At 64.5% G+C, this 12,816-nt stretch carries 13 protein-coding genes and 1 pseudogene; 3 read left to right on the top strand and 11 right to left on the bottom strand.

Features of this window, described 5'->3' with window-relative positions:
• Position 1 precedes the first annotated feature (1 nt).
• The 4 genes from rnc to coaD all read right to left on the bottom strand — a co-directional run bounded on the left by rnc (position 2) and on the right by coaD (position 2,169).
• Entirely contained in the window at positions 2–712 is a 711-nt protein-coding gene (gene rnc / locus ACUYMZ_RS12805) for a ribonuclease III (RefSeq protein ID WP_426003051.1), read from the bottom strand.
• 24 nt (positions 713–736) lie between these two features.
• Positions 737–940: a 50S ribosomal protein L32 gene (gene rpmF / locus ACUYMZ_RS12810; RefSeq protein ID WP_426003053.1), complete on the bottom strand. Its 204-nt coding sequence runs from the start codon at positions 938–940 to the stop codon at positions 737–739.
• A gap of 33 nt (positions 941–973) precedes the next feature.
• Complete coding sequence (locus ACUYMZ_RS12815; RefSeq protein ID WP_426003054.1) at positions 974–1,501, bottom strand: YceD family protein; 528 nt, start codon at positions 1,499–1,501, stop codon at positions 974–976.
• Positions 1,502–1,668: 167 nt separating this feature from the next.
• Positions 1,669–2,169 carry a pantetheine-phosphate adenylyltransferase gene (coaD, locus tag ACUYMZ_RS12820; RefSeq protein WP_426003056.1) on the bottom strand — a complete coding sequence of 167 codons (501 nt, stop codon included), beginning with the start codon at positions 2,167–2,169 and terminating at the stop codon, positions 1,669–1,671.
• A 35-nt stretch (positions 2,170–2,204) separates the two neighbouring features.
• On the opposite strand from coaD, the gene ACUYMZ_RS12825 reads away from it, so the two are divergent.
• Together ACUYMZ_RS12825 and ACUYMZ_RS12830 are read left to right on the top strand one after the other, a co-directional pair.
• Complete coding sequence (locus tag ACUYMZ_RS12825) at positions 2,205–3,455, top strand: aminotransferase class I/II-fold pyridoxal phosphate-dependent enzyme (RefSeq protein ID WP_481603695.1); 1,251 nt, start codon at positions 2,205–2,207, stop codon at positions 3,453–3,455.
• Positions 3,452–4,244: pseudogene (locus ACUYMZ_RS12830) on the top strand (spermidine synthase). Before ACUYMZ_RS12825 ends, ACUYMZ_RS12830 begins: the two are co-directional and overlap by 4 nt.
• Here ACUYMZ_RS12830 and rsmD read toward each other — a convergent pair.
• Genes rsmD through thiL form a run of 4 tightly spaced genes read right to left on the bottom strand, consistent with a single transcriptional unit; the run spans position 4,241 to position 9,132 of the window.
• Positions 4,241–4,807, bottom strand: a complete 567-nt coding sequence (rsmD, locus tag ACUYMZ_RS12835) for a 16S rRNA (guanine(966)-N(2))-methyltransferase RsmD (RefSeq protein WP_426003060.1) — start codon at positions 4,805–4,807, stop codon at positions 4,241–4,243. The pseudogene ACUYMZ_RS12830 and the gene rsmD sit on opposite strands and share 4 nt — an antisense overlap.
• A gap of 12 nt (positions 4,808–4,819) precedes the next feature.
• On the bottom strand, positions 4,820–7,075 hold the full coding sequence (locus ACUYMZ_RS12840) for an ATP-dependent DNA helicase RecG (protein ID WP_481603697.1): 2,256 nt from the start codon (positions 7,073–7,075) through the stop codon (positions 4,820–4,822).
• Positions 7,065–8,096 (bottom strand): DAK2 domain-containing protein, encoded by a 1,032-nt coding sequence (locus ACUYMZ_RS12845; protein WP_442424433.1) that lies wholly within the window; start codon positions 8,094–8,096, stop codon positions 7,065–7,067. The genes ACUYMZ_RS12840 and ACUYMZ_RS12845 overlap by 11 nt, the downstream gene beginning before the upstream one ends.
• Before the next feature lie 22 nt (positions 8,097–8,118).
• Positions 8,119–9,132 (bottom strand): thiamine-phosphate kinase, encoded by a 1,014-nt coding sequence (gene thiL / locus ACUYMZ_RS12850; RefSeq protein WP_481603699.1) that lies wholly within the window; start codon positions 9,130–9,132, stop codon positions 8,119–8,121.
• Positions 9,133–9,266: 134 nt separating this feature from the next.
• Between thiL and ACUYMZ_RS12855 the strand changes: the two genes are divergently transcribed.
• Positions 9,267–9,776 (top strand): DUF3515 family protein, encoded by a 510-nt coding sequence (locus tag ACUYMZ_RS12855; protein WP_426003067.1) that lies wholly within the window; start codon positions 9,267–9,269, stop codon positions 9,774–9,776.
• 48 nt (positions 9,777–9,824) lie between these two features.
• Here ACUYMZ_RS12855 and ACUYMZ_RS12860 read toward each other — a convergent pair whose 3' ends face one another.
• The 3 genes from ACUYMZ_RS12860 to ACUYMZ_RS12870 are packed head-to-tail and all read right to left on the bottom strand — an operon-like array spanning position 9,825 to position 12,805.
• On the bottom strand, positions 9,825–10,961 hold the full coding sequence (locus tag ACUYMZ_RS12860; RefSeq protein WP_481603701.1) for a D-alanine--D-alanine ligase family protein: 1,137 nt from the start codon (positions 10,959–10,961) through the stop codon (positions 9,825–9,827).
• Entirely contained in the window at positions 10,962–12,014 is a 1,053-nt protein-coding gene (locus ACUYMZ_RS12865; protein WP_481603703.1) for an NAD(P)H-dependent glycerol-3-phosphate dehydrogenase, read from the bottom strand.
• On the bottom strand, positions 12,011–12,805 hold the full coding sequence (locus ACUYMZ_RS12870; protein WP_442424429.1) for a lysophospholipid acyltransferase family protein: 795 nt from the start codon (positions 12,803–12,805) through the stop codon (positions 12,011–12,013). The genes ACUYMZ_RS12865 and ACUYMZ_RS12870 overlap by 4 nt, the downstream gene beginning before the upstream one ends.
• Between the last annotated feature and the right edge of the window lie 11 nt (positions 12,806–12,816).

Consider the following 12,816-nt stretch of genomic DNA (forward strand, 5'->3'; position numbering starts at 1 on the left):
TTCAGGCGGAAGCCGGTCCGGCGGGCGCCTGGTCCATCGCCGTCAGGGCACGCCAGGCATCGGCTGCGGCTTCCTGCTCGGCTTCCTTCTTCGAGTGTCCGGACCCGCGGCCGTAGGGCGTACCGCCGATGTTCAGTACGGCCTCGAAGGTGCGTGCGTGGTCGGGGCCGGAGCCTTCCACGGCGTAGTGGATAGTGCCAAGCTGTCGGCTGGCGGTCAGCTCCTGGATGCTGGTTTTCCAGTCGGTTCCCGCGCCCAAGGCACCGGCGTCCTTCAGCAGCGGCCCCACCAGGCGCATGACCAGCTGGCGGGCGGTCTCAATGTCATTGGACAGGTAGGTTGCGCCGATCAGCGCCTCCATGGTGTCCGCGAGGATTGAGGCCTTGTTCTTGCCATCGGTCAGTTTTTCGCCCTGGCCGAGATAGATGAACTCCCCAAGGCCAAGCTGACGGCCGATACCGGCCAAGGCCCGCGTACTCACGACGGCGGAGCGCCGCTTTGCGAGCTCGCCTTCGGGCAGCTCGGGGTTCTCCCGGTACAGGGAATCTGTGACAGAGAAACCCAAAATGGAGTCGCCGAGGAACTCAAGGCGCTCGTTGGTGGGGATCCCGCCGTTCTCGTACGCGTAGGAGCGGTGTGTCAGAGCAAGACGAAGCGTCTCGGTGTCAATGGAGACACCGAGACGCTTCAGAAGCTCTTCAGTTGAAGACATCCTTGGTCAGCCTTTGACGGCAGATCAGGCGTCTGCGACCTTGCGGCCCTTGTATTCAAGGAACAGCGCGGTACCGGCGGAGTCGGTGACGACCTTTGCCTGGTGCGGCAGGCTGTAGGTAACGCGACCGTTTTCGACGGTCTTGACCAGGTTGGGGGCAGTTGCCTTCCACTGGGCACGGCGTGCGCGCGTGTTTGCGCGAGACATTTTCCGCTTGGGAACAGCCACGGCTATCTCATTTCTCTCTTAGTCCAACACTTACTAATCAGTTTGCCGGTCATTCTTAGCCAGATCAGCTAGGGCAGCCCAGCGAGGGTCAATGACCTCGTGGTGGTGCCCCGGCTCGTCTTCCAGGCGTATTCCACATTCGGAACAAAGGCCCTGGCAGTCTTCCCGGCACACCGGCTGGAACGGCAGCGTGGTTACCACTGCGTCCCGCAACACCGGCTCAAGATCGATCAGATCGTGCTCGACTCGACGTTGCTCTTCATCGTCTTCTCCTTCTGAAAGCTCAACACCTTCATAGAAGAAAAGTTCTTGCACATTGACCTCAAGGTCATACGCAAGGGGATCCAGGCATCGCCCGCATTCGCCGGTAACTTCGACGATCGCGGATCCGGATACCAGAATTCCTTCGTGTACGGCCTCCAGACGAAGGTCCAGCTCGACATCCGAGCCTTCCTCCACGCCAATGAGTGCCACACCAAGGTCACTTGGTGCAGGTACATGCTCGTTGAGTGTCCGCATTGTGCCCGGGCTGCGCCCGAGGTCCTTGACTGACAGCGCCAAGGGCGAACTTGCATCGCTCTTAATGAGAACTCCTGTAGAACATATGACCGACGTACCATCTTAGCCTGATCGCGAGTGAGGACTCAAACCGGCGCCGGGGCGCGCAAAAGCACGGCGGTTTCCGTTTGGATCCCCGGGGCATCAAGCCATCGAGGCACCTGACAAGCCTACCCCTTGCGCGGACTGTCCGACGGAGGCTCGCCAGCCAGGAGGCGCTTGAGCACCGATTTGGGCACGAAGTCCGAGATGTCACCACCGAGGACGTTGACCTCTTTGATCAGTGTGGAGGACAGATGGACATAATGCGCTTCCGCCGGAAGGAACACGGTTTCGACACCGGACAATTGCCTGTTCATCGTGGCCATGGGCAGTTCGTAGTCGAAGTCGGAAGACGAGCGCAGACCCTTGACGATCGCCGACACTCCACGGTGACGGCAATACTCCGCCAGAAGCCCCTCCCCCATGGGCTCTACGATGATGCCACGCAGCGAGGCCAGGGTCTCCCGCGCCATTTCCATCCGGTCCTCCAGACTGAAACGGTACTTCTTGGCGTAGTTGGTGGACACAGCCACGATGACTTCGTCGAACAAGCCGGCCGCGCGGGCAATGACCTCGAGATGGCCGTTGTGGATGGGGTCAAAGGATCCGGGGCATACCGCGCGTCTCATGAGACGAACCTACCCCAAAGCTTCGCCGGGATACCATGGCTGACATGTCATCCGCAGGCAGCACCGTCCCCTTGGCCGCTCCCGGCAGTTCCGCCAGCCCGTGGCAACGCGCAGCCAGCGGAGCCAACCTGTTGTCCGCGGACGGAACGCTGGGCATGACGATCTTCGAAGAGATGACCACGCTGGCCAACTCCACAGGTGCCATCAACCTCGGCCAGGGTTTCCCCGACGAGGACGGACCGGCCGACATCAAGGCAGCGGCGCAGGCGGCTATCGCCGCCGGCGCCAACCAATATGCGCCCGGCAAGGGCGTCCTCGAACTCCGTGAGGCCGTAGCCGCCCACCAGCACCGCTTCTACGGGCTGGATGTTGACCCGCAAGCTGAAGTCGTGGTCACCACCGGAGCCACGGAAGCCATTGCTGCATCGCTGCTGGCTTTTGTACAGCCCGGAGACGACGTTCTCACCTTCGAGCCTTTCTACGACTCCTATGGGGCCATCATCGGGATGGCCGGCGCCCGCCACGTGACCGCTCCCCTGCAGGCCCCGGATTTCCTCCCCGATCTCCAGGCCCTCGAGACCGCCTTCACCGACCGCACCAAGGTGGTTCTCCTCAACAACCCGCACAATCCCACAGGCGCCGTCTTCCCCCGGGAAGTCCTGTCCAAAATCGTGGAGCTGGCCGTCAAGCACGACGCCATCATTGTCAGCGACGAGGTCTACGAGCACCTGACCTTCGGCGTGCCGCACATACCGGTAGCTACGGTGCCCGGCGCCGCCGGACGGACCATCACGATTTCCTCGGCGGGCAAAACCTTCTCCTTCACCGGTTGGAAGGTCGGCTGGCTCACGGGGCCGGCAGACCTCGTGGCGGCGATCCGTACGGTCAAGCAGTTCCTGACCTACAGTTCCGGGACACCGTTCCAAAGCGCCATTGCCGTGGGCCTTGCCCTTCCCGACGACTTCTACACCGGCATCGCCAGGGAACTTGAGCAGAAACGGGACATCCTTTCCGAGGGACTCCGCGCGGCGGGGTTCGGCGTCTACACCCCCAGCGGGACATACTTCGTTAACGTAGATACTGCCCCGCTGGGAATAGCGGATTCCGTGGACCTGGCCCGGCGCCTGCCGGAACTGGCAGGAGTGGCGGCCATACCAGTTCCGGTGTTTTGCCATGCCGAAGGTGCTGAACGGACGCGGACCCTCCTGCGGTTCGCATTCTGCAAGAAACGCGAAGTCCTGGAAGCTGCTGCCGAACGGCTCGCAACCCTGAGGGACCGGCTCTGAAAGGCACCGGAGGTCCCCACGCTGCAAGCCGCTTCCTGCGTGCCACGGGACAACATGCCACCATCGAGGCCGACACCTTGGTGGAGGGCGCCTGCATCCTCAGCATCGGCGGGGCTGAGCAGTCCCACGTCAACCTGGCCCACCCCGAGGACATCTTCTACGAATACCTCCGCAGGATCGGACATCTTGTACGACCTGGCCGCCCGCCCAGGCGTCCCCGTCACCGCGCTGCACCTCGGCGCCGGCGCCCTGACGCTGGCCCGGTACATCCAGGCGACCAGGCCAGGCTCGGAACAGTACGCCGTGGAACTGGAACGCGAACTGCTGGACTTCGTCCTGCATCACCTGCCCATGCCGGAGGGCACCCGCCTTCACACGCACATCGGCGACGCCCGCGACGCACTGGCAGAGCTTCCCGCCAAGCTGCGCTTCGACGTCGTCATTCTCGATATCTTTTCCGGTCCCGAAGCCCCGGCGCATATTGCGTGCCGGGAATTCTACGAGGAAGCGGCGGCCCGTTTGCAGCCCTCCGGAGTCCTGATCGTCAACGTCGGCGATGAAGCAGCTTTGACCTTGGTCCGAAGCCAGGTGGCCGCGCTCAGGGAAAGCATGGCGGACGTTGCTGCGTTCGCCGAAAGCGGCATGTTTGACGGCCGCTACCCGGGAAACATCGTGCTGGCCGGCACACTGGCGCCCTGGCCACAGGACTGGACGACGCAACTGCTGGCCCGCGGCCCGCACCCCGCCGCCGTGCTGACGGGCGTGGACCTCGACGAGATCACCGGCTAGGCCGGTTCAGCAAACCACAACCTGGTTTCGCCGTACTTCTTCTCCGCAAAGCACTCCAGGCTTTCCGGCCACTGGGGCTCCGCACTGCGGGCGGATCTTTCCACCACCACAACGGCGCCTTCGTCCAGGTGCGGCGCAAGCTTGCCGAGCACCGCACCCAGTGCCGGTTCGGCCAGCGGGTAGGGCGGGTCCAGGAACACCAGATCCCACAAGTCGCCCGGCCCTGTCCGGTCCAGATACGACTCCACTTTGGAACGGTGGACCGAAACTTTCCTGCCGCCAAGGACCTGGTTGACCATGTCTGCGTTGCGCTGGCACACATCGCTGGCGCGGGCATCGAATTCCACCAGGTCAACGCTGCGTGCACCGCGGCTGGCGCTCTCTATGCCCAGGGAACCGGACCCGGCGTATAAATCCAGGACACGGGCGTCGTCCACAACGTCCAGTGATTCCAGACGGGAAAACAAAGCCTCCTTGACCCTGTCGGTGGTGGGCCTGGTGGCCGTTCCCGGAACGCTCGTCAGCGGGTTCCCGCCTGCAACGCCGGCGATAACGCGGCTCATGCACGTGCTCCTTTAACCGCGTTCAAGGAACGCCTCCTTCTCAGGGTTCAGGTACTCATCAATGGCAGCAGCCAGCGAAGGCTGGCCCCGCAGGGTGGGATCGACGGCCACCAGGTCCTGGGCGTCCGATCGCGCGCGCGCAATGAGGTCTTCGTGCTCAAGGACCCGCAGAAGCTTCAACGTTGACCGCCCACCTGACTGTGAGGCACCCAGGATGTCGCCTTCGCGGCGGAGCTTCAAGTCCTCCTGGGACAGTTCGAAACCGTCCGTGGTCGAAGCGACCGCATCAAGCCTGCGCCGGCTCGGATGGCCAGGTTCCAGCGTGGTGACCAGGAGGCAGGTTCCGGGCAGTCCGCCACGGCCCACCCGGCCACGCAGCTGATGGAGCTGCGAAATGCCGAACCTGTCCGCATCCAAAATCACCATGAGCGTGGCGTTGTGGACATCCACACCGACCTCGATGACGGTGGTGGAAACCAACAGCTTGGTCTGGTTCCCGGCGAACGACGCCATGGTCTCTGACTTGACCACCGGGTCCTGCCGCCCGTGAAGCGGGGCCAAGGGAACTCCCGCCAGCGAAGGCTCCTGGAGGAGGCTTTCGACCACGGCCGTGACGGACGCGAGCTCGCGGGACGGTCCTTCAGCCGACAGTTCGGTATCGCCCGGTTCAGCCTCCCCCGGACTGAAATCGCCGTCGTCGTCCGTTCCGATCTTGGGGCAGACCACGTACACCTGGTGCCCGGCGTCAATTTCCTCACGGGAGCGCTTCCAGATCCGGTCCACCCAGCCCGGGTTTTCCGCCAGGCCTACCACGTGGGTGGAGATCGGCGCCCGGCCTGCCGGCAGTTCATCCAGGACGGAGGTCTCCAGATCACCGAACACCGTCATGGCTACCGTACGGGGAATGGGGGTGGCGGTCATGACCAGCAGGTGCGGCGGCCGCTGCGCTTTGGCCCGCAGCGCATCACGCTGCTCCACCCCAAAGCGGTGCTGTTCATCCACCACGATCAAGCCAAGGTCCTGGAAACTGGTCTTGTCGCTCAACAGGGCATGGGTGCCGATCACGATGCCCGCATTGCCCGACGCGGCATCGAGCATGGCCTGCTTGCGGGCGGCCGTGGGCATGGATCCGGTCAGGAGCACCACCTGGACGCCTTCCTCTGCGGCATCACCGCCCAGCATCCCGGAACCGCCGAACAGCGTATCGCGGGCCAAGGGGCCGAGGGTCCGGCGGATGGAATCGTAGTGCTGGGCCGCGAGTACTTCCGTCGGGGCAAGGAGGGCGGCCTGGCCGCCGGCATCCACCACCTGCAGCATGGCCCGGAGCGCCACAATCGTCTTGCCGGACCCCACTTCCCCTTGCAGGAGGCGGTTCATGGGTGTGTCCCGTGCGAGTTCTTCGGACAGGGTCTTTCCCACGGCCGCCTGCCCCGCTGTGAGGGTGAAGGGAAGGTTTCGGTCGAACACACCCAGGATGCCCCCGGCCACGGGACGGCGTGCGGTGGCTTCCTCCGCCGCAAGCTGTGCACGGCGCCGGGCAAGCGCGGCCTGGAGGACCAACGCCTCCTGGTACCGGAAGCGTTCCTGGGCACGTTGCCAGTCCCTGGCTGTTTCCGGCGTGTGGATCAGGCGGTAGGCCTCAGCCACGCCCAGGAGCTTGTCCCGGTGGACCACCGGCTGCGGCAAGGGGTCAGGGAGTGACTGCAGGTCCAGCGTCTGCAGCAGGGTGGTGATGACCTTGTGGATCGACCAACTGGTCAGCTTGGCAGTGGCCGGATACACGGGAATGGGCATGGCTGCCAGCTTCTCCGGATCCATGGCGCCTTCGACATCCGGGTCCTCGTCCAGCAGCAGGAAGTCGGGATTGGTCAAGCCAAGTGCCCCTCCGTAACGGGTCACTTTGCCGGAGAACATCGCACGCCGGCCCGGCAGGAGTTCAGCCTTGGCCCGGAATCCGTTGAAGAAGCTCACTTTCAGCGTCCCGGCCACGGTGCTGCCGCCGGCTTCGTCCGTGACCACGACGTCGGTAATCGAACCGCGGCGGGCACGCATCTGACGCGTGCTGTTGGAGATGACGCGTGCGATCAGGGTTACTTCTTCGTCCAGCGGCAGCTTGGAGATATGAGTCAGCTCGCCGCGGCTGAGGTAGCGCCTGGGAAAGTAGTTGAGCAACGCACCCGTGGTTTTAATGCCCAGGTGTTTCTCCAGCACCCCTGCCGAGCGTTTGCCGATCCGGCGTTCCAGGGGCAGTTCGAGCTCAGTGTTCATGCGGCGAAGGGTGCGCTGCGGGCCCGGCATCCTGCACTGCCGCGGGCTCCCGGGGAACTGCAAGTTGGCTCACGGCAAGGTCCGTGGGCTCCCCCAGGGAGCGGATCAAGGCCACTGCGGGCTCAGGGTCGGGGACGTGGACATGGACGCGCCAGCGGTACCGCACCTCCGCCGCGGAGTCGTCGTCTTGGTGATGGTTTGCCGAGCTGCCCACCTGGCTCATGATCACCGAATCCCCCATCTCATCAAGCCGCTGGCGGAGGATCGCCGCATCCAGGGGCAGGAGGTCGATGGTGCACATCACTTCAACGCCGTCATCTGCCGGCATGTGCTGGTGGATGTGCGGGTCCTGCAGCTGGTAACCGTGCAGGCCGTCCAGGAGCTCGTCCTGCAGCTCCTCTCCCAGCACTGCGGACCGGAGGCAATCGAGAACCAACAGCATGCCCACCCCGCCGGCATCCACTACATGGGCATCGTGGAGCGGTGCCAGTTGGTCTTCGGTGCGCACCACAGCCTGGAACGCTGCCTCCACCACGGCATCCAGCGCAAGGCCGAGCGCATGGTTGGAGTCGTCTCCGTTCTGGGTGGCGTCTACCGCCTGGGCAGCGTGGGCTGCTGCTTCCAGGACGGAGAGCATGGTTCCGGAAACGGGCTCGCTCAGTGCGGACCAGGCCCTGATTTGGGCCCGGTGCAGCGCGGCGGCAAGCAAAGGGGCACTCAGCCGGGTTTTTCCGGCCAGCGGTTCGGCGGCCGCGCACAGGAAGACGGCCAGCAACGTCCCGGAGTTGCCACGGGCTTGTTCGATGGCAGCCTGGCCGGCGTGTGCAAGGACCGCTCCGACGTCGGCACCGGCTTCGGTATTCCCGGCCGGAGAGTCGTCGAGGGCGCCAAAGGCTGCACGGGCCGTCAGATAGAGGTTCGTACCGGTGTCGCCATCAGCGACGGGAAAAATGTTGATCGCGTTGAGGCGGTCGCTGTGGTTGCCCAGGACCACCTCCGTTTTGCCTAGCCAACGTCTCATGGCGTGCGCATTCGCGGCGATCTTAGTCTGCAAAATGATCCCATCCCACGGTGTCGGCAGCTTGCCCGGCAATCCGGACCCCGTTGTCTCCCTGCGGTGCAACGGCATGCACTGAGCCTATCGCAGTGAACCCCTCCGGCAGCTGAATTCCGGCTGGGAAAGTGGCCAGCAACCCGTGGTCCTCTCCCCCGCCCAACACCCACTCCATGGCATCGGCGACCAGCAGGGCAGCGGCAGGTTCGAGCGGCGTGGCATAGCTTTTGAGGACGCCAGGGTCGAGGTCGATCAGCACGTTGCTGGCTGCGGCGAGCCGGGCGGCGTCACGGATGAGCCCGTCGGAAATGTCCATCATGGCGGACACTCCGGAGGCCGCCGCCAGGGGGCCCGCGGCCAGAGGTGGCCAGGGCCTGCACTGGCTGTCCATGAGGTCCCGCTGTTCAGGCGTGAGGCCAGTGACCGCCATGCCGCTTTCCAGCAGGGCCAGGCCGGCGGCAGCGCGACCCACGGTTCCGGCCACGGCCACGGAATCCCCGGGCCGGGCACCTGAGCGGAGCACCGGCGGCTTGCCCGCCAACGTGCCCATGACGGCCACGGTCACGGACAGTTCACGCCCCCGGCCCAAATCGCCCCCCGCCACGGAACATTCCGCTGCCCCTAAACCTGAGATGCCCGCTGTGAGCCCGTCGGCAAACTCCTCCACCCATGAGACGGGAGTGGCCGGCGGCATGCTGAGGCTCACGACGAGGGACGTGGCGGTTCCGCCCATGGCATTGATGTCGCTCAGGTTTTGTGCGGCGGACTTCCAACCGACGTCGAAGCCCGTGGTCCGGTACCCGTTGTTCCACTCGACACGGAAATCCTGGTCCTGGGTCTGGGTATCAATGGAGATGAGTGTCCTGCCGTCCGGTGCAGCCACCAGCGCAGCATCATCGCCCGGGCCCAGGAGGACCGCGGGGCCCTGATGAAGCCGCGGAAAAATCCGGGCAAGGAGCTGTGGCTCCGACAACTGGCCGACGGTGAGGTGATCTTCGTGCACGCATCTACGCTATCGCGACCGGCCGACAGAATAGCCGTGGCCATTGCCAGCGCCGGAATACCGCCTTCCCGGAGGCTATGTGACCAGCGCAACGTAAAGCCGGCGGGTCCGGCGGGCCGGGATAGTCTGGACTGATGCACCAGGATTTCGTTCGCCGTACCAGCCTTGTCCTTTCGCTGGGTGCGGCTTCCGCGCTGGCTTTGTCGGCGTGCGCCCCCGCTGTGGACGTCCCGGCCGCTGCCGACGCGGCCAACCCCGCCTGCGCCCCCATGATGGTCGCGCTGCCGGATTCAATCGGCGATGCAACGCTCCGGAAAACCAACAGCCAGGCAACGGCAGCCTGGGGTGACCCTTCCCAGGTGATCCTCCGGTGCGGGGTCAACGTACCCGGACCCACCACCGACCGCTGCGTCAGCGTTAACGACGTCGACTGGGTCATCAAGGAAGGCAACCCCGTGTGGACGCTGACCACGTTCGGCCGCGAGCCCGCCACTGAAATCCTGATCGACCCCGCCAAGCTCGAATCGGCCAATATCAGCTCTGCGACCGTCCTGACCGAACTGGCCAACGCCGCCGGCAAGATCAAGGCAACCAAGGGCTGTGTTGGCCAGGAAGAACTGCAGGACCTGCCCTCGAGCCAGTAGCCGGCCCCGGCCGAGCGGCACTGCCTGCCCGCTGATTGTTGTCCGGTTCTAGCGCAGGCCGGTCTTCCGGGTCAGCGCCAAGTGGATCAGTTCGTCGATGAGTTCGCTGTAGGAAAGCCCGGACGCAGCCCACATCTGCGGGTACATGCTCTTGGGAGTGAACCCGGGCATGGTGTTGATCTCATTGATGATCAGCTCACCGGACGGCGTGTAGAAGAAGTCCACCCTGCTGAGTCCCTCGGCGCCCACGGCATCGAAGGCCACAGCGGCCAGCTCACGGACCCTGGCAATGGCCTCCTCCGGCATGTCTGCCGGGCAGCTCAACGCCGCTGCGCCGTCCTCGACATACTTGGCGGCAAAATCGTAGAACTGGTGCTCGCCGGCAGAGACGGCGATTTCCCCTGGCATGGACGTCCGCGGAGCATCGGTGCCGCGTCCCTGGAGCACGGCGCATTCAATTTCCCGGCCGCTGATACCGGCTTCAATGACCAGCTTGAGGTCGTGGCGGCGTGCCTCTTCAATGGCCGAATCCAGGCCGTCCAGGGAGTCCACCTTGGAAATGCCCATGGAGGAGCCTGCCCGGGCGGGCTTGACGAAAACAGGGAAACCAAGCTTGTCCACCCGTTTCCGGACACCGTCGGCATCGGTCAGCCATTCGCGGTCCGTCACCGCGATGTATGGTCCCACCGTCAATCCCGCGGCTTCGAAGACCACCTTCATGTAGTGCTTGTCCATGCCCACTGCGGAAGCCAGGACACCGGCTCCCACATACCGCGTGTCGGACAGTTCCAGCAGTCCCTGGATGGTTCCGTCCTCGCCAAAGGGGCCGTGCAGCAAAGGGAAAACCACATCCACGGAGCCGAGCTCCTGCGGAACAGCGTTGGGGGCGTTGACGATCAGCTGGTGCTCGCCTCCGATCTCGGCCAGGGTGACAGTCTTGTCCGACGGCGGGACTTCCGGCAGCGCTGCGGCGCTCAGGGACCACTGGCTGGTGTCGCCCGCCGCCAGGACCCATTGTCCCGACTTGGCGATGCCGATCGGGACGACATCGTACTTGCTCTTGTCCATGGCGCCCATGACGCCTGCCGCTGTGACACAGCTGACGGCATGCTCACTCGAACGTCCGCCAAAGAGGACCGCCACGCGGGGGCGGCGTCCAGCGGGAAGATTTTGTTCAGTCACCATTCAGTAGTCGCCTTCGGACTTCAGCGCCCGGGCCAGCAATCGTGGCCCCAGGTCGTCAACGGACATTTTGCCTTCAAGGACGGCCACCACTGCTGCAGTGATCGGCATTTCCACGTCAAGCTTGCCTGCGAGTTCGTGCACTGCAGGCCCTGATTTGATGCCTTCGGCGGTCTGCGTCATGCGTTCACCCACCTGCTCCAGGCTGAGGCCTTCACCCAGCAACCGGCCGGCCGTGTGATTCCGCGACAGCGCAGAAGAGCAGGTAGCCACGAGGTCCCCAAGGCCCGCCAGGCCGGCCATGGTGTGGGCTTCTCCGCCGAGGGCCAAGGCCAGCCGCGAGGTTTCGGCCAGGCCCTTGGTGATCACCGACGCCTTGGTGTTGTCACCCATCTGGCGTCCTTCGCAGATACCTACGGCAAGGGCAATCACATTCTTCACGATGCCCCCGATTTCCACGCCCACGACATCAGTGCTCGTGTATGGGCGGAAGTATGGCGCCGTGCAGCACAACGCCACAGAAGCAGCGGTTTCGGCATCACTGCAGGCGACCACGGACGCCGTTGGCTGTTCCCTGGCGATTTCCATCGCCAGGTTGGGACCTGAAACCACCACAACGCGCGACGCGGGAATGCCCAGCTCCTGCGCGATGACCTCGCTCATACGGGCATCCGTAGTGAGTTCCAGGCCCTTCATCAGCGAAACGACAATGGCGTCCTGCGCGATCAGCGGCTTCCACTCGCCCAGCTGTGGCCTGAGGGATTGGGCCGGCACTGCGAGCACCACCAGCTGCGCATCCTTCAGGACTTCGGCGACATCCGTGGACGCCGTGATACCGCCGGGCAGCTCGATGTCCTTGAGGTATTGCCCGTTGCGGTGTTCCTTGTTGATCTGCTCAACGACTTCAGCGCGGCGTCCCCAAATGCGGATGTCGCGCACGGCGCCCGTAGCGGCAGCAGAGTCTGCAAGGACTTTGGCAAACGTGGTTCCCCACGAGCCTGCACCCAGGACCGCGATTGTCTCCGGTGTTCCCGTGCTGCCCGGGGCAATCGTCATTTCGTGTCCCCTTCCGGGGCGCCGGGTTCAGCTTGGTCGCGGGCCGGTTCGGTACCCCGCTCCACGAACCTGCCGTGCTTGGACTGGTTGTTGCTGGCCGGGTCCCACCTCTCGGCGGGCGGCTGGCTGCCCCTGAGTTCGGCCAGGAGCGCGGTGATGGCGTCCATGATCACGTCGGTCGCTTCCTGCAGCGTCGTGCGGTCAAGCGGCCGGTCGGCGAAAGCGCTCAAATCAACGGGATCACCCACCAGGACCCGGACGGTCTTCCTGGGGAAGATATGGAACCGCTTCGCGTAGCGCGGAAAAACTTCCTGGGCGCCCCAATGGGCGATCGGTACCACAGGCGCCCCGGTCTTCAACGCCAGCCGCGCAGCTCCGGTGTGCCCCTTCATGGGCCACATGTCGGGATCGCGGGTCAGTGTCCCTTCGGGGTAGATGATGATGGCGCCTCCGGCGTCCACCACCTCACGGGCCACTTGCAGCGAGCGGTTGGCACCCGCCGTCGAACGTTCAACGGGGATCTGGCGGGTTGCCCGCAACAAGGAACCAAGCACGGGAGCCTTGAACAGCCCGGACTTGGCCAGGAAGTGCGGCGGGCGGTTTTGGTTGTACAGCATGTGGCCGACCACGATGGGGTCGATCTCCGTGCAGTGGTTGGGTGCAGCGATGAAACCTCCGGCGGGAAGCTTCTCCGTTCCCTCCCACTTCTTGGCCATCAGGATATTCATGAGCGGACGGGCAATGCCCGCCAGGAACACGAACGTGGCACGGCTCTTGGCCGATTCCTTCAAAGGAGTCCCCC

This window comes from Arthrobacter sp. T572 (assembly GCF_056780115.1).